14 protein-coding genes are annotated in these 22,906 nt (G+C 71.7%); 13 read left to right on the forward strand and 1 reads right to left on the reverse strand.

Features of this window, described 5'->3' with window-relative positions:
* Positions 1-171 precede the first annotated feature (171 nt).
* Genes AL2_RS33070 through AL2_RS33110 form a run of 9 tightly spaced genes read left to right on the forward strand, consistent with a single transcriptional unit; the run spans position 172 to position 18,135 of the window.
* Positions 172-6,810 (forward strand): non-ribosomal peptide synthetase, encoded by a 6,639-nt coding sequence (locus AL2_RS33070; protein ID WP_245667099.1) that lies wholly within the window; start codon positions 172-174, stop codon positions 6,808-6,810.
* The gene (locus AL2_RS33075) at positions 6,807-12,263 is read left to right on the forward strand and encodes a non-ribosomal peptide synthetase (RefSeq protein ID WP_067640713.1); all 5,457 of its coding nucleotides are present in this window, start codon (positions 6,807-6,809) and stop codon (positions 12,261-12,263) included. Before AL2_RS33070 ends, AL2_RS33075 begins: the two co-directional genes overlap by 4 nt.
* Complete coding sequence (locus AL2_RS33080) at positions 12,260-13,306, forward strand: saccharopine dehydrogenase NADP-binding domain-containing protein (RefSeq protein ID WP_067640715.1); 1,047 nt, start codon at positions 12,260-12,262, stop codon at positions 13,304-13,306. The genes AL2_RS33075 and AL2_RS33080 overlap by 4 nt, the downstream gene beginning before the upstream one ends.
* A complete protein-coding gene (locus AL2_RS33085) occupies positions 13,303-14,439 on the forward strand; it encodes a Gfo/Idh/MocA family oxidoreductase (protein WP_245667100.1) in 1,137 nt (378 codons plus the stop codon). The genes AL2_RS33080 and AL2_RS33085 overlap by 4 nt, the downstream gene beginning before the upstream one ends.
* Positions 14,436-15,215, forward strand: a complete 780-nt coding sequence (locus tag AL2_RS33090) for a thioesterase II family protein (protein WP_067640717.1) — start codon at positions 14,436-14,438, stop codon at positions 15,213-15,215. The genes AL2_RS33085 and AL2_RS33090 overlap by 4 nt, the downstream gene beginning before the upstream one ends.
* Positions 15,216-15,249: 34 nt before the next feature.
* On the forward strand, positions 15,250-15,621 hold the full coding sequence (locus AL2_RS33095; RefSeq protein WP_067640718.1) for a nuclear transport factor 2 family protein: 372 nt from the start codon (positions 15,250-15,252) through the stop codon (positions 15,619-15,621).
* 44 nt (positions 15,622-15,665) lie between these two features.
* Positions 15,666-16,610 carry a daunorubicin/doxorubicin resistance ABC transporter ATP-binding protein DrrA gene (locus AL2_RS33100; protein WP_067640720.1) on the forward strand — a complete coding sequence of 315 codons (945 nt, stop codon included), beginning with the start codon at positions 15,666-15,668 and terminating at the stop codon, positions 16,608-16,610.
* Positions 16,610-17,389 (forward strand): ABC transporter permease, encoded by a 780-nt coding sequence (locus tag AL2_RS33105; RefSeq protein WP_067640722.1) that lies wholly within the window; start codon positions 16,610-16,612, stop codon positions 17,387-17,389. The genes AL2_RS33100 and AL2_RS33105 overlap by 1 nt, the downstream gene beginning before the upstream one ends.
* Positions 17,386-18,135, forward strand: coding sequence for an ABC transporter permease (locus AL2_RS33110; protein WP_067640724.1), 750 nt, complete (start codon positions 17,386-17,388; stop codon positions 18,133-18,135). The genes AL2_RS33105 and AL2_RS33110 overlap by 4 nt, the downstream gene beginning before the upstream one ends.
* Positions 18,136-18,171: 36 nt before the next feature.
* On the opposite strand, the gene AL2_RS33115 is transcribed toward AL2_RS33110, so the two are convergent.
* A complete protein-coding gene (locus tag AL2_RS33115) occupies positions 18,172-18,834 on the reverse strand; it encodes a methyltransferase (RefSeq protein WP_067640725.1) in 663 nt (220 codons plus the stop codon).
* A gap of 56 nt (positions 18,835-18,890) precedes the next feature.
* On the opposite strand from AL2_RS33115, the gene pdxH reads away from it, so the two are divergent.
* The 4 genes from pdxH to AL2_RS33135 are packed head-to-tail and all read left to right on the forward strand — an operon-like array spanning position 18,891 to position 22,838.
* Complete coding sequence (gene pdxH, locus AL2_RS33120) at positions 18,891-19,478, forward strand: pyridoxamine 5'-phosphate oxidase (RefSeq protein WP_067640726.1); 588 nt, start codon at positions 18,891-18,893, stop codon at positions 19,476-19,478.
* Between the two features lie 10 nt (positions 19,479-19,488).
* Entirely contained in the window at positions 19,489-21,054 is a 1,566-nt protein-coding gene (locus AL2_RS33125; protein ID WP_067640727.1) for a (2,3-dihydroxybenzoyl)adenylate synthase, read from the forward strand.
* Positions 21,051-22,193, forward strand: a complete 1,143-nt coding sequence (locus AL2_RS33130; protein WP_067640728.1) for a 3-deoxy-7-phosphoheptulonate synthase — start codon at positions 21,051-21,053, stop codon at positions 22,191-22,193. The genes AL2_RS33125 and AL2_RS33130 overlap by 4 nt, the downstream gene beginning before the upstream one ends.
* A gap of 15 nt (positions 22,194-22,208) precedes the next feature.
* Positions 22,209-22,838: a DUF2461 domain-containing protein gene (locus AL2_RS33135; protein ID WP_067640729.1), complete on the forward strand. Its 630-nt coding sequence runs from the start codon at positions 22,209-22,211 to the stop codon at positions 22,836-22,838.
* The last annotated feature ends 68 nt before the right edge of the window (positions 22,839-22,906 follow it).

A 22,906-nucleotide genomic window follows, 5' to 3' on the forward strand; every position in this document is an offset into this window, starting at 1 on the left:
AATGACCTCGAAGCGGCCGTCAGCGAGCTGACCGGATCGCCATGCCGCGCCTTTCAGACAGTGCACGACGGAAGCCTGACCATATTGGTGGAGTCCGCGCCGGGAGCCGGGCCTTCCGCCCGTCAGGTACGGAGCGCCGTCATCGACGCCTGCGGCGCGGTCGTGGAGACCGTGGCGACCGTCGACCCGGGATCGCTCGTCGGCGACGAGGCGGAACTCGTGACGCGTTACCGGCGTGGACTGCTGCCGGTCCGTGCCATCGACACTCTGGCCGCCCCGCCGGTCACCCTGATCGCCGCACCGGATGCCGCGCCCCGAACCGAGGCGAGCACGCCCGCACGCCCCGCCGTCCCCTCGCCGCAGGCGCCCCCGCTGGAGGAGATCACCCGTGCCGCGGCGGACCTGCTCGGCGTCCGCCCGGAGGATCTCGGGCACGGTGAGGACCTCATCGCTCAGGGCCTCGACTCCATCCGGATCATGCAGCTCGCCAACGACTGGCAGCGCCGAGGGGTGAACGTCAGGTTCGGCGATCTCGTGGAGTCCCCGACGATCGCCTCATGGCATGCCCTGCTCCAGTCGGATGGTGCCGTCGCCCCACCGCGCTCCAAGGCCGCACCGGTCGATCGCGATGCCCCCTTCGGGCTCACCCCGCTCCAGCACGCCTACTGGTTCGGCCGCCGCGACCGCCAGGTGCTCGGCGGTGTCGGCTGCCACTTCTACATAGAGTTCGACGGCCGGGCCATGGACCGCGACGCCCTGGAGCGCGCCGCCCGCGCCCTGTTCGAGCGACACGACCTGCTGCGCGCCCGCTTCCTCGACGACGGTACCCAGCAGATCCTGCCGTGCAGCCCCTGGCCCGGCCTGACCGTGCACGACCTGCGTACGGCGGACGACGCCGGAGATGACCTGCGCAAGCTGCGCGAACTGCTGTCGCACCGGCGCCTGGAGGTCGACCGCGGCGAGGTGCTCGACCTGGCACTCTCACTGCTGCCGGACGACGCCTACCGCCTGCACGTCAACATCGACCTCCTCGTCGCGGACGTGCGCAGCATCCAGATCGTCCTGGAAGACCTGGCCGCCCTCTACCGCGGCGAAGACGCCGAGTTGCCGCCGCTGACCTACTCCTTCCCCGACTACCTCGCCGAGCGGGAGCCGCTGCGGGCGGAGGAGCACGAGGCCGGCCGCCGCTACTGGGCCGACCGCCTGCCCGAACTGCCCCCAGGCCCGCCGCTGCCGCTCGCCGTCAACCCGGAGAGCGTCGGCCAGGTCCGGGTCGTGCGCCGTGACCGCCGGCTCACCGCCGAGGAGAGAGGACGGCTGGCCGAGCGCGCCCGCGCCCACGGCGTCACGCTGCCGATGGTCATGGCCGCGGCGCTGGCCGAGGTCGTCGGCGCCTGGAGCGGCACGCCGCGCTTCGTGCTCAACGTTCCGCTCTTCGACCGGCAGGCGATCCACCCGGACGTGGAGCGCATGGTCGCCGACTTCTCCAACCTCATCCTGCTGGAGGTCGACCTGTCGCGCCCGCAGACGTTCGCCGAGCGGGTGGCGGCGCTGCAGGCGCGCTTCCAGCGCGACATGGCGCACTCGGCCTACTCGGGCGTCGAGGTTCTGCGCGACCTCAACCGAGGCGGCCGGCACGACCAGGTGACCGCGCCAGTGGTGTTCACCAGCGCCCTCGGAATGGGGGACCTCGTGAGCGCCGACGTGCAGCGGAGCCTGGGCCGCCTCGGCTCGATGCTGTCCCAGACGCCGCAGGTGTGGATCGATCATCAGGTGGTTGAGGTGGATGGTGGTCTGCTGGTGAATTGGGATGCGGTGGAGGAGTTGTTTCCGGCGGGTGTGCTGGATGGGATGGCTGACGGGTATGGGCGGTTGCTGGAGTGGTTGCTGGAGTGTGAGTGGGATGCGGTTGTGCCGTCGCTGGTGCCGGCGGCGCAGTTGGCGGTGAGGGCGGCGGCCAATGACACTGTGGCGCCGGTCCCGGAGGGGACGTTGCACGGTCGTTTCTTTGAGTGGGCGCGCCGTGATCCTTCGCGGACGGCGATCCGTCCGGGCATCTCCTACGGTGACCTGGCTGAGCGGGCGTTGCGGGTGGCGGGTTTCCTGCGTGAGCGCGGCGTGGGTGTTGGGGAGCCCGTTGCGGTGTCGTTGCCGAAGGGGCCTGATCAGGTTGTGGTGGTGTTGGGGGTGCTGGCGGCCGGGGGGCTGTATGTGCCGGTCGGTGTGGATCAGCCTGAGGCCCGTCGTGGGCAGATCATGCGCCGGGCGGGTGCGCGTCTGCTGCTGACTGATGTGCCTGATGGTGGGCCGTTGGAGGGTCCGGTCGAGACCGATCCGGGTGCGGGCGCGTATGTGATTTTCACGTCGGGTTCGACGGGGGAGCCGAAGGGTGTGGAGGTGTCGCATCGTGCGGCGTTGAACACGGTGCTGGATGTCAACGCGCGTTTCGGTGTGGGTGAGGACGATCGGGTGCTGGCGGTGTCGGCGCTGGATTTCGATTTGTCGGTGTGGGATGTGTTCGGGTTGCTGTCGGCGGGTGGGTCGCTGGTGATGGTGGGCGAGGACGAGCGTCGTGATGCGGCCCGGTGGGCGCGGCTGGTGGCCGAGCATGGGGTGACGGTGTGGAACACGGTTCCTGCGCTGCTGGACATGCTTTTGGTGGCTGAGCGCGGGCAGTTGGGTTCGCTGCGGTTGGCGATGGTGTCGGGTGATTGGGTTCCGCTGGATCTGTCGGCGAGCCTGTCCCAGGCGGCGCCGGGGTGTCGGCTGGTGGCGTTGGGCGGGGCGACCGAGGCGGCGATCTGGTCCAACTACTGCCCGGTTCCTGCGCGGGTGCCGGCGGAGTGGGTGTCGGTGCCTTATGGCCGTCCGCTGGCCAACCAGTGCTTCCGGGTGGTGGACCAGTTGGGTCGTGACTGCCCGGACTGGGGTCCGGGGGAGTTGTGGATCGGCGGCGCCGGGGTGGCCGAGGGCTACCGGGGTGATGCGGAGACGACGAAGGCCAAGTTCGTCGAGCATGACGGGCTGCGCTGGTATCGCACCGGGGATATGGGCCGCTATTGGCCGGACGGGACGCTGGAGTTCCTGGGGCGGGTGGACCACCAGGTCAAGGTCCGCGGCCACCGCATCGAACTGGGAGAGATCGAAGCGGCACTGCTGTCCCACCCGCAAGTGGAGCGGGCCGTGGCCACCACGGTCGGAGCGACCAACCGCAGACTGGCCGCCCTGATCGTCCCGGCAGACAACCCAGCCCACCACGACCCGGCCCACGACGAGCTGGACCACGACGACCTGCACGACCGGCTGGCCGAACAGCTCCCGCCCTACATGATCCCCGAACAGATCATCCAGCTCCCCGCCCTCCCCCTCACCCCCAACGGCAAAATCGACCGCGGCGCCGTCCAGAACGTCCTCACCGAACATCTCGCCGAGCGTGCGGAGCACTTCGATCCGCCCCACCCGGGGGTGGAGAGCATCGTGGCGGAGATCTGGGCCGAGGTGCTGAAGCTGCACGCAGTCGGCCGTGACCAGAACTTCTTCGCCCTCGGCGGCGACAGCCTGCTGGCCACCCGCCTCATCACCCGCCTCCAGTCGGAGGGTGTCGCGGGCGCCGAACTGACGAATCTCTTCGACCACCCCGAACTCGCCGCCTTCTCCAGGACCGTACGGCTAGGGGATGTGCACGAGGTCTCCGAACGGTCCATCCTGCGCGCCGATCCGGAACGACGACACGAACCGTTCCCGCCCACTGACGTGCAACGCGCCTACTGGTTCGGCCGTACCGACGACTTCTCCCTCGGCGGCGTCGGCTGCCACTTCTACACCGAGTACGACTTCGACGGTCTCGACCTGGCCCGTCTCGGCGCCGCGTGGAACCGGCTCATCGAACGGCACGAGATGCTGCGCGCGGTGTTCCTGCCCGACGGCACCCAGCGCATCCTGCCGACGGTGCCGCCGCTGACCATCCCCCTCACCGAAGCCGGCGACGGCGACGGCGACGGCGACGGCGAACAAGCCCTCGCCGAGCTGCGCGAAGCCATGTCCCACCAGCTCATCGACGCCACCCGGTGGCCGCTGTTCGATGTGCGGGCCGTCCGGTACGGCGAGGGCCGCACGCGTCTCGGCGTCAGCTTCGACAACATCGTCATGGACGCGCTGAGCATCATGACCCTGCTGAGCGAGCTGGACGTCCTCTACCGCGATCCAGATGCCGACCTGCCAGAGGTAGGCCCGTCCTTCCGTGACTACGTGCTCACGGTCAAGCCCGAGGCCCAGGCACTCCGGCGCGCCGAGGAGTATTGGTCCGCCAGGGTCGCCGAGTTGCCGCCGGCACCGCAGCTGCCGCTGGCCATGGACCCGGACCGCTTGGGCCGCCCGCGCTTCACCCGCCGCCAGATCCGCGTTCCCGCCGAACAGTGGCAGGCCGTCAAGGACACGGCCCGGCGACACGGCCTCACGCTCTCGACCGTTCTCGCCACGGCGTTCGCCGAGGCGCTCGGCGCGTGGAGCGCCCGCCGCGACATGACGATCAACCTCACGCTCTTCGACCGGCGCCAGGTCCACCCCGACATCGACACCGTCCTGGGCGACTTCACCTCGCTGCTGCTGGTCGCCTACGAGCCGGGGGAGACGTGGCTGGAGAGCGCCCGCCGCCTGCAGCACCGGGTGGCGCACGACCTTGAGCACAGCGAAGTGTCCGCGCTGTGGGTGATGCGCGAACTGGCCAAGCGCACCGGCTCGGCCGACGTCACCATGCCGGTTGTGTTCACCAGCACGCTCGGCGTGACTGGGGAGGACGGCGCGCTGGCCGACACATTGTTCGCCGATCCGGTGTGGGGCGTATCGCAGACGCCGCAGGTGTGGATCGATCATCAGGTGGTTGAGGTGGATGGTGGTCTGTTGGTGAATTGGGATGCGGTGGAGGAGTTGTTTCCGGCGGGTGTGCTGGATGGGATGGTCGACGGATACGGTCGTCTGCTGGAGTGGTTGCTGGAGCATGATTGGGATGCGGTCGCTCCGCCGCTGGTGCCGGCGTCGCAGCTGGCGGTGCGTGCGGCGGCCAACGACACCGCCGCCCCGGTCCCGCAGGGCACACTGCACGGCCGCTTCTTCGAGCTGGCCCGCCGCGACCCTTCCCGGCCGGCGATCCGCCCGGGCATCTCTTATGGCGAGCTGGCTGACCGGGCCTTGCGGGTGGCCGGCTTCCTGCGCGACCGCGGTGTGGGCGAAGAGGAGCCCGTCGCGGTGTCGCTGCCGAAGGGACCCGATCAGGTCGCGGTGGTACTGGGGGTGCTGGCGGCCGGGGCGCTGTACGTGCCGATCGGCGTCGACCAGCCGGAGGCTCGCCGCGAGCAGATCATGCGCCGTGCCGGTGCCCGCCTGCTGCTGACCGAACCCCCCGAGGGGAAGCCGCTGGAGGCCCCGGTCGAGGCGGATCCGGCCGCGAGCGCTTATGTGATCTTCACGTCGGGATCGACGGGTGAGCCGAAGGGAGTGGAGGTCTCCCACCGCGCCGCACTGAACACGGTGCTGGACATCAACTCTCGCTTCGGAGTAACCGAACACGACCGGGTGCTGGCGGTGTCCGCGCTGGATTTCGACCTGTCGGTGTGGGACGTCTTCGGGTTGCTGTCGGCTGGCGGGTCGCTGGTGACGGTGGCCGAGGACGAGCGGCGCGACGCCGCCCAGTGGGCGCGGCTGGTGGCCGACCACGGGGTGACGGTGTGGAACACGGTGCCGGCGCTGCTGGACATGCTGCTGGTCGCCGAACACGGTCACCTGGACTGTCTGCGGCTGGCGATGGTGTCGGGCGACTGGGTTCCCCTCGACCTTTCGGCCAGGTTGGCGCAGGCCGCACCAGAATGCCGACTGGTCGCACTGGGCGGTGCGACCGAGGCCGCCATCTGGTCCAACTACTGCCCGGTCCCGGCCGAGATCCCGCCGGAGTGGGTGTCGGTTCCCTACGGCCGTCCCTTGGCCAACCAGTGCTTCCGAGTGGTCGACCAGTTGGGTCGTGACTGCCCGGACTGGGGCCCGGGGGAGTTGTGGATCGGCGGCGCCGGCGTCGCCGAAGGCTACCGAGGCGACCCGGACACCACCCGCGCCAAGTTCGTCGAACAGGATGGGGTCCGCTGGTATCGCACCGGCGATATGGGGCGCTACTGGCCGGACGGGACGCTGGAGTTCCTGGGGCGGGTGGACCACCAGGTCAAGGTCCGGGGCCACCGCATCGAACTTGGCGAGATCGAAGCGGCACTGCTGACCCACCCGGCAGTGGAGCGCGCCGTGGCCACCACGGTCGGCGGCGCGGCCCGCAGGCTGGCCGCCCTGGTCGTCCCGGCAGGCGACCCAAATCACCACGACCCTGACCACGACGAGCTGGACCACGACGACCTGCACGACCGGCTGGCCGAGCAGCTCCCGCCCTACATGATCCCCGAACAGATCATCCAGCTCCCCGCCCTCCCCCTCACCCCCAACGGCAAAATCGACCGCGGCGCGCTCGCCCGGCTGGCCGAGGAGCACGGCAGCGGCCAGGTCGAGGACGTCCCGCCCGCCGGCCCCGTGGAGGAGGCCCTCGCCCGGATCTGGCAGGCGCTGCTCGACCTCCCCGACGTGGGCAGGCATCAGAACTTCGTGATCCTCGGCGGCGACAGCGTCCTCGCCACCCGCCTGGCCGAGGAGATCAGGATCGAGTTCGGCGTCGAGCTTCCGCTGCGGATGCTGTTCGCCGGGCCGACCATCGCCGAGCACGCGGACTTGATCGGACAGCATCGCGACGACGGAGCCTTCGAGGAGGGCGCGATATGACGGCTGGTCAGCTCATCGCCGAACTGGCCCGCGAGGGCGTGCACCTGTGGGAAGAGGCGGGCCGGTTGCGGTTTCGCGCTCCCCAGGGCGTCCTCACCGACGAGCGGCGCGCGCTGCTGGCCGCCCGCAGGGACGAGCTGCTGGAGCATCTGAGCCGCCCCGCCGCGCCGGACCTGACCCCCGACCCGGCCGCCCGGTACGAGCCGTTCCCGCTCACCGATGTGCAGGCCGCCTACCTCCTCGGCCGGGGCGACGCCTTCGACTACGGCGGCACCGCCTGCCAGGTGTACGCGGAGCTGGCCTTCGCGGACCTGGACCCGCCGCGGATGGAGGACGCCTGGAACCGGCTCATCGAGCGGCATGACATGCTGCGCTGCACCGTCCACGTGGAGGGCTACCAGGTCACGGCTCCGGAGACGCCCAGGTACCGCATCGAGGTCGCCGACCTCCGCGGCCGTCCCGCTGACGAGGTCGGCGCGCATGTGGCCGCCACGAGGTCCGCCATGGACAGCCGCGTCTACGACCCCGCGACATGGCCGCTGTTCGAAGTACGGATCACCCGGACCGACGATCGCGACGTGCTCCACGTCTCCATCGACTTCCTCATCGCCGACTACCTGAGCATCCAGCTCCTGCTCACCGAGCTGAAGCGCCGCTATCTCGACCCGGACGCGGAGCTCCCGCCGATGGAGATCACCTTCCGCGACTATGTGGCCGCAGCGCGGGGCCTGCGTGACGGCGACGCCTATGAGCGAGACCGGCGCTACTGGGAGGACCGGCTGGACGATCTGCCCGGCGCGCCCGAACTGCCGCTGCGCGAGGAGCGCGAGATCCAGGCCGCCGGCTCATTCACCCGCCATGAGGTCCGCTTCGCCGCCGAGCAGTGGGACGGGCTGCGCGAACGGGCGGCGGCGCACGGCGTGACCCCCTCGACGGCCGTGCTCGCCGCTTTCGCCGAGGTCATCGGCCGCTGGAGCCGCCAGCCCGCGTTCTGCCTCAACCTCACGCTGCTCAACCGGCACCCTCTCCACCCGCAGGTGGGCTCCCTCGTCGGCGACTTCACCACCGTCAGCCTGCTGGAGGTGGACGGCGCGGCCGGGGACCGCTTCGCCGCCCGCGCCGGTGCCCTCCAGCAGCGGCTCTGGGACGACCTGGACCACCGGCTCTACTCCGGCGTGGAGCTGATGCGCGAGATCGCCCGCCGCCAGGGCCGGCAGGCCGCCCTGGTACCGGTCGTCTTCACCAGCACCGTCGGGCTCGGCGACGAGAACGAGGGCATGCGCGGCCTGGCCGAGGTGGTGTACGGCAGGAGCCAGACGCCCCAAGTGTGGATCGACTGCCAGGCGTTGATCGAGGGCGGCGTCCTGGAAGTCAGGGCCGACGTGCGCGACGGCGTCTTCCCCGACGGCCTGATCGAAGACCTGTTCGGCGCTCTGCGCACACTGCTGCTCGACCTGGCCGCCTCCGACTCCGCGTGGGAGTCGGCCTCACCGGTCGGGCTGCCCGCCGCACAGGCCGAGCGGCGCGACCTGGCCAACGCCACCATGGCGCCCCGTCCCGCCGGGCTGCTCCACGAACCCGTCGTGGCGCAGGCGGCGGCCACACCCGGCTCGCCCGCCGTCATCACCGAGGAGCGCACGCTGACCTACGGTGAGCTGCTCGCGCGGGCCACGGCCGTGGCCGAAAGCCTGGCGGAAGCAGGTGACGCGCCCGTCGCCGTGCTCATGCGTAAGGGCTGGGAGCAGGTCGCCGCCGTGCTCGGGACACTGCTGGCCGGCGCCGCCTATCTGCCCGTGGACGCCGGGCAGCCGCCCGCCCGGCGCGAGCGCATCCTCACCGATGCAGGGGTGACCACCGTACTGACCCAGTCCCAGATCACCGAGCGTCCGGCCGGAGTGCGCTGCGTGGACGTCGACACGGTGCCGCCTTCCACCGCCCCCGCGCCCGCAGGCCGCGCCCGCCCAGAGGATCTGGCCTACGTCATCTACACGTCCGGATCCACTGGCGACCCCAAGGGCGTGATGATCTCCCATGAGGCGGCGCTCAACACGGTGGCCGACATCAACGGCCGCTTCTCGGTCACCGCGGACGACCGCGTCCTCGGGCTGGCGAGCCTCGGCTTCGACCTCTCCGTCTACGACATCTTCGGTCCCCTGGCCGTAGGCGGCGCACTGGTGCTGCCCGGCCCCGAGGGCCGCGGCGACCCCGCCAGCTGGGCCCGGCTGATCGCCGACCACGAGGTCACGCTGTGGAACTCCGTCCCCGCGCAGCTCCAGATGCTGGAGCACTACCTGGCCGCCCACCCCGGGACCGGTCTGCGCACGCTCCGGCTCGCCCTGCTCAGCGGCGACTGGATCCCGATCACGCTGCCCCCGGCCGTGCGCGCCCGCCTGCCCGGACTCGAACTGGTCGGCCTCGGCGGTGCGACCGAGGCGTCCATCTGGTCGATCCACCACCCGATCGGCGAGCTCTCACCGGACTGGACGAGCGTCCCGTACGGAAAACCGCTGGCCAACCAGACCTTCCACGTCCTCGACCATGCCATGCGGCCGTGCCCGGACGGGGTGGCGGGCGAGCTCTACATCGGCGGCGCCGGAGTGGCGCTGGGTTACCTCGGCGACGCGGAGAAGACGGAACGGCGATTCGTCCGGCACCCGGAGACCGGCGAGCGCCTCTACCGCACCGGAGACCTGGGACGCTACCGCGAGGACGGGCTGATCGAGTTCCTCGGCCGCGAGGACCGGCAGGTCAAGATACGCGGACACCGCATCGAGCTCGCCGAGGTCGAGGCCGCCGTCCAGGAGCATCCCGCGGTCGCCGCCGCCCACGTCCTGGTCGACGGCGACGGGATGGAGCGCCGCCTGGCGGCCTTCGCCGAGCCGGCCCGCACCCCGTCGCCGCGGACACCGGCGGCGGCTCTGGCGGAGGAACTTCGTTCGGCGGGGTCCGGCGCCGGGGACCTGCAGACCGCGCACATCGACCGCGAAGAACTCATGGAGTTCATGTCCCGCCTGGACAGGGCCGCGGTGACAGGCATCATGCGCGCCCTCATGCGGCACGGCCTGTTCGCGCGACCCGGCGAGACCGCCACCACCGAGGAGGTCATCGAGGTCATCGGGGCCGCCCCCAGGCACCACCGGCTGGTGCGGCGCTGGCTGCGCGTCCTCGAAGACGAAGGGTTCCTGGAGCGGGACGGGGACGTCCGCCGCGCCGTGCGCACCGCCGCCGAGCAGGATCTCGACGCCGCCTGGCAGGCGGTCGCGGAGCTGCAACGCGAGGACAGCTACCCCGCGGCCCTGATCTCCTACTTCAGGACCAGCACCGATCACTTGCCGGAGCTCGTCCGCGACGAGATGGACCCGCTGCCGCTGCTCTTCCCGGAAGGACGCCTGGAGATCTCCGAGGCCGCCTACCGGGAGAACATCATCAGCCGCTACGTCAACCACGCCGCCATCGAGGTGCTGCACCGCATCGCCGGCCGGCATGACGGCGGCCTGCGGGTGCTGGAGGTCGGGGCGGGGGTCGGCGGCATCAGCGCGCAGATGATCCCGGCGCTGGCCGAGTACGACGTCGACTACCTGTTCACCGACGTCTCGCCCTTCTTCCTCAACGAGGCCCGCAACCGCTTCGGCGACCGGCCCTGGGTGCGCTACGGGCTGTTCGACATCAACGAGGACTTCCGCGAGCAGGGGTACAGGCCCAACGACTTCGAGGTCATCCTCTGCGTCAACGTCCTGCACAACGCCCGCCATGCCGGCCGGGTGCTCGGCAGGCTCGTGCAGATGCTGCGGCCGGGCGGCTGGCTGGTCTTCGTCGAGACCACCAGGGACAGCTACCAGATCATGACCTCGATGGAGTTCATGATGCCGGAGAAGGACCCGCGCAAATGGGACTACGAGGACTCGCGCAAGGGCCTCGACCAGACCTTCCTCGGCCGTGAGCAGTGGCTGGAGCTGCTGCGCGGGGCGGGCGCCGACGCGACCGTCTGCCTGCCCGGCCCGCAGGACGTGACCGGCCCGCTCGGGCAGCACGTCTTCGCCGCCCGCTTCAAAGCGGACCGGCGGGCGCTGGACATCCCGGCGCTGGCCGGGCATCTGGCCGGGCGGCTGCCCGAGTACATGATCCCGGCACATCTGCAGATCGTCGACGAGCTGCCGCTGACCCGCAACGGCAAGGTGGACACCGCCGCACTGGCCTCCTGGCTGCCGCGCGCCGCCGCGGGCCGCGCCTCGGCGGGCGGACCGCCCCGCGACGACCTCGAACGGGAGCTGGCCGCCATCTGGGCCGAGGTGCTGAACGTGGCCGGGCTCAACCGCGACGACGACTTCTTCGACCTCGGCGGCGATTCGCTCGTGGTCGCCAAGCTGGCCGCCACGTTGCGCGAGCGCGTGCCGGCCGCGGCGGAGGCGCACTGGGACGACCTGGTCCGCCAGATCCTGCACCGGCCCACGGTGGCGGCGCTGGCCGAAGAGCTGCGCGGCGGCGGCGACCGGACGGAGGAGGGGGGCCGCGCCGAGAGCTCACCGCTGGTCCCGCTCGGCGGCGAGCCCGCCGGCGGGGAGCCGCTGCGCGTGCTCGTCCACGAGGGCAGCGGCACGCTCGCCCCCTACCGGGCGCTGTCGCGGCTGCTGGCGGGCAAGGGCGGCCCGCTGGCCGGGCTCGCGGTCACCGACGTGGAGTCCTACCTCGCGGAGGATCCGCGCGGCCTGATCGAGCGCCGGGCCGCCCGCTACACCCGCGTGCTGCTCGACACCGGCGCCGGCGCCTTCCACGTGGTCGGCTACTGCATGGGGGGCCTGCTGGCCACGGAGATCGCCCGGCAGCTGACGGAGGCGGGCGCCGACGTCACCAGCCTCACCGTGATCAGCAGCTACACGCTGCCGCGGATCATCGAAGACGAACTGGTCGTGGAGTACGTCTTCGCCAAGGTCATGGGCGCCGATCCGGCCGAAGCGGGCTACCCCGGTGACGAGAGGGCCATGTCCGAGGTCTTCGAGCTGCTGCTCCGCGAGAACCCGGACCGGGTGCCCGCCGGGCGCGTCACCGCGCTCACCGGCGCGCTGGCGCCGGCCGGCGAGATCTTCCGCGGCCTGGAGAGCCGGCCGCAGGACGAGCGGCTGGCCGCCATCGGCCGCGCCGCGGGCCGCCACGCCGGCTCGGACGCCGACGTCGAACGGCACGTCGCCACCTTCTACCGGGTGGTGCGGCACAGCCTGCTCGCGGTCGGCTCCCACGAGCCGGAACCGTACGCCGGGGACATCACCTTCCTGCGCCAACTCGGCGACACGCACTTCCTGCCGTGGCTGCGCGACGACATGACCGGCTTCTGGCGCGAACTGTGCCTGGGCGAGCTGAGAGTGGCCGACATACCCGGCGACCACTTCAGCTGTCTCCAGCCGCCGCACGTGGACGAGGTCGCCGCCATGCTGACCCGGAGGTGGGAGCGGCCATGACCGTCGGCGTGATCGGATGCTACGGCGCGGTGGGCCGCGCGCTGGTGCGCCGCCTGCGGGAACCGCTGCGCCTGGGCGGCAGGGACCTGGCCCGGACGCGGAAGCTGGCCCGAACCGGCGACGAGGCCGTCGAGGTGGACATCGAGGTGGACAGCGACAGTGCCTCCGGCCTGGCGGGGTTCTGCGCCGGCTGCGACGTGGTGGTGAACTGCGCGGGTCCGTCGGCGCGCATCGGCGACACCGTGGCACGGGCCGCGCTGAAGGCAGGGGCCCACTACGTGGACGTGGCCGGAGACCAGCTCGACCATTCCGGTCTCACCCTGCTCGCCGGAGGGCGCGCCGCGGTGCTGGCGGCGGGGATGATGCCCGGCCTGTCCGCGCTGCTGCCCCGCGCGCTGGCCGAGGGCGCCGATCGGCCTTCCCGGCTGGTCGCCCGTGTCGGCGGCCTGGACCGCTTCACCCGGGCCGCCGCGCTCGACTACATCGCCTCCCTGGACGGCGAGCACGCGACCCCGCTGGCCGCCTGGCGCGGCCACCAGGCGATCCGCGGCGCCCTGCGTCCCGCCGAGCGCGTCGCCGTGCCGCACTTTCCCGGTCGCGTCGGCGTCTACCCCTACCTGAGCCGGGAGAGCGAGCGGCTGGCCCGCGCGCTGGAGCTGGCCGAGGTCGAATGGTGGGGAGTCTTCGACGGTGAGCGGACCCTGCAGGCGCTGTCCGGAGCGAGGGGCAAGGAACCGGTGCACGCCGCTGAGGACCTCGAACTGGCGGCCCGCCTCGACGCCCTCGGCCGCCGGCCGTACTTCCAGCTCGTCTTCGACCTCGACGGCAGAGTCCTCCTCGTCCGCGCCGCCGACAGCTATGAGCTGACGGCCGCGCTGGCGGCCACGGCCACGCGGGCGGTGGCCGCGGGCCGGGTCCCCTCGGGCGCCCACGACGCGTCCGACGTGCTGGCTCCGGCCGGCGTGCTCCGGGACCTGCGCGACGACCCGGCCGTGGAGGTCGCCGAGCCGTCGCGCGCGCCCGTCGAGGAAGGGGTTCTGTGAGCACCGGCGCGGACGCGAGCGGCCTCGGCGCCACCGGTCGCGGGGTGCCCGGGAGCCGGCGTCCACGCGTGCTGGTGTGCGGTACCGGTTTCGGCCGGGTGCATCTCGCCGCTCTCACCGCGCCCGGCTCCGCCTTCGAGCTCGCCGGCATTCTGGCCAAGGGCGGCGAGCGCTCCCAGGCGTGCGCGAAGGACGCCGGTGTCCCCCTCTTCACCCGCGTCGAAGAGGTGCCCGGCGACGTCGACCTGGCCTGTGTCGTGCTGCTCGGCGAGGTCAACGGGGGACCCGGCAGCGCGGTCGCGGCCGAGCTGATGGCCCGCGGCGTCCACGTGCTGCAGGAGGGGCCGCTGCTGCGCGACGAGCTGGCCGCCGCACTGCGCACCGCCCGGCGGAACGGGGTGATCTACCACGTGAACAGCCACTACGTGCACCTGCCTTCGGTACGGCGCTTCATCGCCGCCGCCCGCGCCCTGCGTCCGGTGTACGTCGAAGCCGCCTGCGGCGTGCAGGTCTCCTACCACCTGTTCGACATCCTGGGCCTGGCGCTCGGCGGCCTCCGCCCCTTCGACCTGCCCGCCCCCACGGGCCGCGGCCCGTTCCGCACGATCGACGGCACGCTGGCCGGTGTCCCGTTCACGCTGCGCGTGCAGAACCAGCTGCACCCCGCCGATCCCGACAACCACGCCCACCTGCTGCACCGCATCACCATCGGCGCCGAAGGCGGCACGCTGACACTGGTCGAGACACACGGCCCCGTGCTGTGGTCGCCCCGGCCCCACCTGCCGGCCGAGGCGCGACGCACGACCCGCCTCGACGCCGCCGCCGACCCCGGACTCGATCTGCCGGCCACCAGCGCGATCGGTCCCGCCGAATCCCCGACCTACCGGGAGATTCTGTCGTCCCTGTGGCCGGCGGGCGCCCACCGAGCGATCATGCGTACATGGAGCGCCGTGAGTGACGGGCTTGATCCACTGCGTGACGGGCAGTACCACCTGTCCGTCGGCTCGGCCTGGCAGGCGATGGCGGCCGCCCTCGGCTATCCCGAGCGCCTGTCCGGCCCGCCGCACCGCCCGATGCCCGCCGACGAGCTGATCGCCACCGCGAGAACGGAGCTGGAGGAATCACCGGCATGACCATCCCGACCGTACGGCAGCGCGAGCGGTGGCTGCGTCCGCTGCGCGTCCAGGACGTCCCCCGGCTCCGTCTGGTCTGCTTCCCGCACGCCGGCGGCGCCGCCGGCTTCTTCAGGACGTGGGGAGCGCGCCTTCCCGACGGCGTCGAGCTGTACGGCGTCCAGTACCCGGGCCGCCAGGACCGGCTGCGCGAACCATGCGCGGAGACCGTGGACGACATCGCCGAGCCGGTGGCCGCCGTCCTGGAGCCGCTGGGCGAGGTGCCGCTGGCCCTGTTCGGGCACAGCATGGGTGCCGCCGTGGCGCACGAGACGGCCAGGCGGCTGGAGGGCGTGCTCGGGCGGCCCCAGGCCGGGCTGATCGTCTCCGGCCGGCCGGCCCCCGACCGGCTGCGCCACTCCGGCGTGCACCTGGGAGGCGAACCGGCGCTGCTGGAGGACCTGCGCCGGCTGGGCGGCACCAGCGAAGAGGTGCTGGACGATCCCGCGATGCGCGAGCTGATCCTGCCGACGCTGGCCGCCGACTACCGGCTGATCGAGACGTACCGGCCCTCGGACATGGCCCCGGTCCGCACTCCGGTCCTCGCGTGCTTCTCCGACGCGGACCCCGAGGTGGACCGCGACGAGGCCGCGGGCTGGGAGCACCACACCAGCGGTGCGTTCCGGCTGCGGCGCTTCCCCGGCGACCATTTCTACCTGATACCGCGGGAGGACGACCTGGTCGAGCAGGTGCTGCTGTTCTGCGGCATGCCCGGCCGCTGGCCCTCCACCCCGTGAACCCATCGCGACACCCACAGGAAAGGAGCCCGCGATGAGCACCGAGAACGAACTGCGCGAGCTGGAGGAGAAGGGCTGGGCGGCCATCTCGGTCGGCGACGGCGACTTCTACCGCGGACTGGTCACCGACCGCACCGTCTGCGTCGAGCCCGACGGACTGCAGACCGGCCACGAGCTGGCCGACGACATCGACGCCAGCAAGTCGCCGTTCGACGACTACACGCTCGAAGACGTCAAGGTGCTGCCCCTGGGCGAAGGGACGGCGCTGATCACCTACAAGGCCACGGTCCGGCTCAGCCAGGCGGACTTCTCCTTCCAGCTCTACATGACCAGCGTCTACGAGGGCGGCGAAGGCGACTGGAAACTCGTCTTCCACCAGCAGACACCGGTGAAGCAGGACGGCTGACGGACACGGGCGCCAACGACCACCCACGACAGGAGGTAGCGCTCATGGGTGAAGGGGGAGTCGAAGTCGAACGCCTCCGCAAGGTCTTCGGCAAGAAGACGGCCTTGGAGGAGGTGTCGTTCACCGTGCAGCCGGGCGCCGTGGTGGGGCTGCTCGGTCCCAACGGGGCCGGCAAGACCACGATGGTCAACTGCCTGAGCACGCTCCTGCCGCTGGACGGCGGCCGGGCAACGGTGGCGGGGCACGACGTGGCCCGGGATCCGGCCGGGGTCCGCGCCTCCATCGCGCTGACCGGCCAGTTCGCGGCCGTCGACGATGTGCTGACCGGGCGCCAGAACCTCGTCCTGTTCGGCAGGCTGCTCAAGCTGGACCGCCGGGCGGCCGCCGCGCGGGCCGCGGAGCTGCTCGCCGGGTTCCGCCTGAGCGATGCCGCCGACCAGCCCGTGAAGTCCTACTCCGGCGGCATGCGGCGGCGCCTGGACCTGGCGGCCAGCCTGGTGGTCGAGCGGCCCGTGATCTTCCTCGACGAGCCGACCACCGGGCTCGACCCGGCCGGCCGCCGGGAGATGTGGGACATGGTGACCCGGCTGCGCGCGGAGGGCGCCACGCTCCTCCTCACCACCCAGTACCTGGAGGAGGCGGATCGCCTGGCCGACCGGATCGTCGTCATCGACCACGGCAGGGTGATCGCGGAGGGCACCCCGGGGGAGCTGAAGAACCAGGTGGGCGGGCAGGTCTGCGAGGTGCGCGCCGAGCCGCGCGAGCGGGTGCTGCTCATGCTGCGGGAGCGGTTCGGCGACGTGGACGAGTCCGGCGGTGTCGTCACCGTGCGCGGCGCCGACGCCGGCACGCTGGCGGACGTCGTCGCGGTGCTGCGCGACGCGGGGATCGGCGCCGACGACATCAGGCTGCGGCGCCCCACCCTGGACGAGGTGTTCTTCGCGCTGACCGGCAAGGACACCGACCGGGAGCCCGAGGAGGTCGGGTGATGGCGACCGGAACCGAGGCGGGCCCGGGCAACCTCTTCGGGCAGGGACTCCTGCTCGCCGGGCGCAACCTCCGCCTCAACTCGATGGCCGACACCATCAGCACGATGGTGGTGTTCCCGGTCATCTTCGTCTTCGGGTTCCTGGCCCTGTTCCAGAACCTGCTGCGGACGCACGGCATCGACTACGCCCAGTTCCTCCCCCCGGCGATCGTCGTGCAGTGGATGTTCTCGGTGGCCATCACCGCCGCCTTCTTCTTCGCCTCCGATCGCCGCAGCGGCATGCTGGCCCGGTACCGGTCGCTGGCCATCAGCCGGGGCGCCGTGGTGGTGGGCCGGATGGGGGCCGACGGCGTGCGGGCACTGCTGGCCATCGCGGTCATCATCGTCACCGGGTACGCGGCGGGCTTCCGGTTCCAGGCCGGGCCGGCGGCGTCCCTGGGCTTCGTGGTGCTGTCGGTGTGCTTCGCGCTCACGGTCACGGCGGGCACGAGCGCTCTCGGGCTGGTCTCCAGGGACCCCGAGGCGGTCTCCTCGACACTGCACGTCATCTACCTGCCGCTGTTGATGGTCTCCTCCGCCTTCGTGCCCGCCGACGCCTTCCCCGCGTGGATCGAGCCCTTCGTCCGGCATCAGCCGGTGACCGTCGTGCTCGACGCGCTCCGGGCGCTCGCGGACGGCGGCCCGACGGCGGGGCCGGTGCTGAAGGCGGCGGCGTGGCTGGCCGGGCTGCTGGCGGTCTTCTCGGCCGCGGCAGTACAGGCGTTCAGGAGGGCGGTATGAGCGTCATCACCGAGACGAGTCTGCTGGCCGGCCGCAACTTGCGGCGCTTCGCCAAGAGCACGCAGCTGGTCGCCGACTCGGTCATGTTCCCGCTGATCCTTCTCTTCCTCATGCTGCTGGTCTTCGGGGAGCTGGTCGGCGACGCCACCGGCGGACGCTACATTGACCGGCTCGCCCCGGCCATCGTCCTGTTCAGCGCCGCCTACGGCGCGGTCGGCACCGGGCTGGGGTTCCACACCGACCTGCACAGCGGCATCGTCGACCGGTTCAGGGCCATGAACATCAGCCGGTTGTCCGTGCTGGCGGGCCGGATCACCGGCGACCTGGTGCGGGTCCTGCTGATCGCGGTGGTCACCACCGCCGTCGCGCACACGGTCGGGTTCCGCTTCACGCAGGGGGCGCCGGCCGTGCTCGGCTTCTTCGCGGTCGTCGTGCTCTTCGCCTGGATCTTCCTGTGGCTCGCGGTCGTGGTGGCCATGTCGGCCAAGAGCGAGCAGGCGGTCAGCGGAGCGCTCAGCGGCCCCGTCACGCTGCTGCTGTTCCTCTCTTCGGGATTCGTGCCGGCCGACCAGTTCTTCACATGGCTGCGGCCAGTGGTGCGAGCCAATCCGCTGTCGCTCGCCGGCGACGCGCTGGTCGGGCTTTCCAGCGGCGGTGAAGTATTGCAGCCCGCGCTTTTGACCGTCGCCTGGGCGGCGGCCGCGACGGTGATATTGGTCCCGCTCGCCGTGCGCCTCTACAAGTGAATAGACCGGGCCTCCGGAGAGGCCCGGCCGAAATGGTCAACCGGCCCGCGTGAATTCGAGGAGCCGGTACTCGATCTGCCCTTCTTCGGCGGCGCATTTCGCGGCGCGCAGCAATGCGGGCCGCCAGCCGTGCTCGGCCGCCAGCGCGTGCACGCGCTGCTCGTCGCCCAGATCGGTGAAGCCCAGCAGCAGCCTGCCGCCCGGCTCCAGGTGCGCGGCGGCGCCGCGGAAGAAGGCGGCGTGCGCCGCGTAGCCGGAGTCGAAGAAGGCCCGCTCCAGGGCGTCGGCCGGCTCGCCCTCGACGAAGTTGGAGTTCCAGTAGATGACGTCGAATCTGTCCTCGCTGGTCAGCGGCCCGAACATGTCCCCGCAGGCCACGCGGACCACGGAGCCGGCGCCGTGCCGCTCGGCGTTGAGGCGGGTGTTCTCGGCGGCCGCCTCGCTGACGTCCAGAGCCGTCACCGACGCGCAACCGCGCAGCGCCGCCAGCACCGAGACGTAGCCCGTGCCGCTGCCGACCTCGCAGAACGAGCCGTGCAGCGGATAGGGCAGCCATTCGGCGTACAGCGCCGACGACTGTGCCAGCTGGGGCGCGTAGACGCCGGGCAGGAGGTCCCATTCCATGCCGAGCAGCCGGAATGTGCGAGGAGCGGTGATTTCTCGGTGCCGGGTGATGAGAGTGCGCGCGACTTGTTGCATGCCGCCGATTATAGGCAATAGTGTCTAGAAGACCACTGAATGACGGGATCAGGAGAATGTCGACTCAGTTGCCGACCGACCCGCTGCGGCAGTTCACGCGCTGGCAGGAGGAGTGGCGGGCGGCCAATGCGCAGATGCCGAACTCCGCCGTGCTGGCCACGTCCGACCACCGCGGCCGCCCCTCGGCCCGCTGGGTGGACGTGGCCTACGTCGACCACGGCTTCGTCTACTTCACCAACCATGCGAGCCGCAAGGCCTCCGACGTGGCCGTCAACCCGATGGCCGCGCTCTGCTTCGGCTGGCTGGACAAGGGGCGCCAGGTGCGGGCCGAGGGCCCGGTGAGCCGGCTGGACGACGTCGAGTCCGACGCCTACTTCGCCACCCTGCCCCGCAGTATCCAGCTCCTGGCGTGGAGCAGCGACCAGTGCGCCGAGATCGACGACCGGAACGTCGTGCGTGCGCGCTTCGACGCCGAGCGCGCCCGCTTCACCGGCCAGGAGATCCCGCGCCCCGGCCACTGGGGCGGCTACCGGCTCACTCCGGACGAGATGGAGTTCTGGCAGCGCAGGGCCGACGAGATCCAGGACCGGCTGCGCTACCGCCGCCGGGACGAAGGCTGGCGCGTGGTGCGGGTGGCGCCGTGAGGAGGCTCCGATGATCGCCGGATGCGTACCCTGGCCCCCGGAAACCGCCGGGCGGTACCGCGAACTCGGTCTGTGGACCGGCCAGACCCTCGACGTCCTGCTGCGGGCGCACGGCGAGCGTACCGCCCTGATCTCGGGCGGGGTCCGCCGCACGTACCGGGAACTCGCCGAACGCGCCGCCCGCCTGGCCGCGGGGTTCCACGGCCTGGGACTGCGGCGCGGCGACCGGGTGATCGTGCATCTGCCGAACTCGCCGGAGCTGATCGACACGCTCTTCGCGCTGCTGATGCTCGGCGCCGCCCCGGTGCTCGCGCTGCCCCCGCACCGGCACGACGAGATCGGCCACCTGGCCGCCCGTACCGAGGCCGCCGCCTACGTCGTTCCCGCCGTCCACCAAGGCTTCGACCACCGCGAACTGGCCCGCCGCATCCGCGGCCCGCGGCACGTGATCGTCGCCGGCGAGCCGGCGGAGTTCACGTCACTGGCCTCGCTCTACGCCGAACCCGTGGAACTCCAGCCGCCCGAGCCGGATGACGTGGCCTTCTTCCTGCTGTCGGGCGGGACCACCGGACGCGCCAAGCTGATCCCGCGCACCCACGACGACTACCTGTGCAACATCAGGCTCAGCGCGGACAACGCCCGTCTCCGTCCGGACGACGTCTACCTGGCCGCGCTGCCCATCGCGCACAACTACGCGCTCGGTTGCCCGGGCGTGCTGGGCACGCTGTACGCGGGCGGCAGCGTCGTGCTCACCCCGACACCGAGCGCCGGAGACGCGTTCCCTCTCATCGAGAGCGAGCGCGTCACCGTCACCGGCCTGGTGCCGTCCCTCGCGCTGCTGTGGGTGGACGCCGCCGCCTGGACCCCGCACGACCTCTCCAGCCTGCGCCTGGTGCAGGTCGGCGGCGCGGGAGTCAGCCCCGAGCTGGCCGAAGACGTCCACGCGCGGCTCGGCCCGGTGCAGCAGTCCTTCGGCATGGCCGAGGGCCTGCTCAGCCAGAGCCCCCCGGACGACCCGCCGGAACTGCTGACCACCGTCCAGGGCAAGCCTCTTTCGGAGCACGACGAGGTCCGCATCGTGGACGAGGGCGGCGCCGAGGTGCCGGCGGGACGGACCGGGGAACTGCTCGTCCGCGGTCCCTACACGATCCGCGGGTACTTCCGCGCCGAGGAGCACAACAGACGGGCCTTCACCCCCGACGGCTTCTTCCGCACCGGCGACCTGGCCCGCCGTACCGAGACCGGCCACCTGGTCATCTGCGGCCGGGTCAAGGACGTCATCAACCGCGGCGGCGACAAGGTGCCCGCCGACGAAGTCGAGGAGCACCTGCTGGCCCACCCCGGCGTGCGGGCCGCCGCCGTGGTCCCGATGCCCGACCCCTACCTCGGCGAACGCACCTGCGCCTACATCGTCGCCCGGGAGGAGCCGCCCACCCTGCGGACGGTCGCGGCGTTCATGCGGGAGCGCGGCGTGGCCGCCTACAAGATCCCCGATCGCGTGATCGTCGTCCCCGGGCTGCCGCTCACGCCGGTCGGCAAGGTCGACAAGGCCCGGCTCCAGGACTCGCCGCTGTGATCGGCGAGGTCGCGCAGCAACCCGACTGGGGCGACCCGGCGCTGCTCGACCAGGTCACCCGGACCCTGCACGGCATGCCGCCGCTGGTCACCAGGGCGGAGTGCGTCCAGCTCAGCCAGGCGGTGGCCCGCGTCGCCCGGGGCGGGGGCTTCCTGCTGCAGGGCGGCGACTGCGCCGAGCGCTTCTGCGAGTCCGGTCCCGCCGAGGTGCGCGCCAAACTCGCGCAGCTGTACGGCCTTGCCGAGGTGATCCGCTCGGCCACCGGGAGCGTGACCGTCCCGCTGGGCCGGCTGGCCGGCCAGTACGGCAAGCCCCGCTCGACCCCCTACGAGCGCACCGCCGACGGCACCATCGTCCCGTCGTATCGGGGCGACGCCGTCAACAGCCCCGCCACCGACTCCCGGGCCCGCCACCCCGATCCCACCCGGCTCCTCCGCGCCCACGAGTGCGCCGAGCGGGTGCTCGGAGTGGTGCGCGACTCCTGGGCGGGGCGGTCGCCGCAGGAGCGGGCCTACGTCTCCCACGAGGCGCTGCTGCTCGACTACGAGCGTCCGCAGGTGCGCGGTGACCACGCCGCTTCGGCCCACTCGCTGTGGATCGGGGACCGCACCCGCCAGCCCGGCGGCCGGCATGTCGACTTCGCGCGCTCCGTCGCCAACACCATCGGCGTCAAGATCGGCCCCGTCATCAGCCCCGCACAGGCCGTACGGCTCACCCGGCTGCTCAATGCCGACGGCGAGGACGGCAGGCTCGTCTTCATCGTCCGCCTCGGCAGCACGCGCGTGCGCAGGCTCCTGCCCGAGCTGGTGGAGGAGGTGAGCAGACGGGGTAGGCCGGTCGTGTGGCTGTGCGACCCCATGCACGGCAACACGATGCGCATCGGCGCGGGGCCCAAGACCCGGCTCATGGAGGCGATCCTGGACGAGATCGTGGCGTTCGTCCGCATCATGCGCGCCTGCCGGAGGCATCCGGCGGGACTGCACCTCGAGATGACCCCCGAGGACGTCACCGAGTGCACCGTCACGCCGAAGCCGTTCCGCGCGCCGCCCGAGCTGCCGCACTACCGCACGGCCTGCGACCCCCGCCTGAACGCCGCCCAGGCCGCGGAGGTGGTCGAGCGTTTCGCCGCCCTGCTGTGAGGAAGGAAGGGACCGATGGCCTTCGACGGCTTCCCGCGCAAGGCCTTCGACTTCTACAAGGAGTTGGAGGCCCACAACACGCGTGAGCACTGGCACGCGCACAAGGCCGACTATGACGGCGCCGTGCGCGAACCGATGCAGGCGCTGCTGGAGGAGCTGGAAGAGGAGTTCGGCCCGGCGAAGCTGTTCAGACCGCAGCGCGACACCCGGTTCAGCAACGACAAGTCGCCCTACAAGACCAGCCAAAGCGCCGCCGTGGGCGGCGACGGCCCCGCCGGCTACTACCTGCAGCTCGGCGCCGACGGACTGTTCGTGGGCGCGGGCTTCCACGCATTCGCCTCCGACGGCATCGCCGCCTATCGGGCCGCCGTCGACGACGGAAAGTCGGGCGCCGAGGCGCAGGCGATCGTGGACCGGCTGATCGAGAAGGGCTTCTCCCTGGTCGGCGAGCGGGTCAAGACCCAGCCCCGGGGCTACCGGGCCGACCATCCGCGCATCGAGCTCCTCCGCTACAAGTCCCTGGGCGCCGAGAAGCGCATCCCCAAGACGAAGGCCACCGGAGAACGGGCTCTGTCCACGGTCCGCGACACATGGCGCGACCTCCGCCCTCTGGTCGAGTGGCTCTCCACACATACCGGCCCGTAAGCCCCGTCCCGCACTGACGCGGGGAGCGGCCAGGCTCCAAGCGAAGACGCATCGCGCATCGCTTGATG

Source organism: Actinomadura latina NBRC 106108 (genome assembly GCF_001552195.1).
GTDB classification, from domain to species: Bacteria; Actinomycetota; Actinomycetes; order Streptosporangiales; family Streptosporangiaceae; genus Spirillospora; species Spirillospora latina.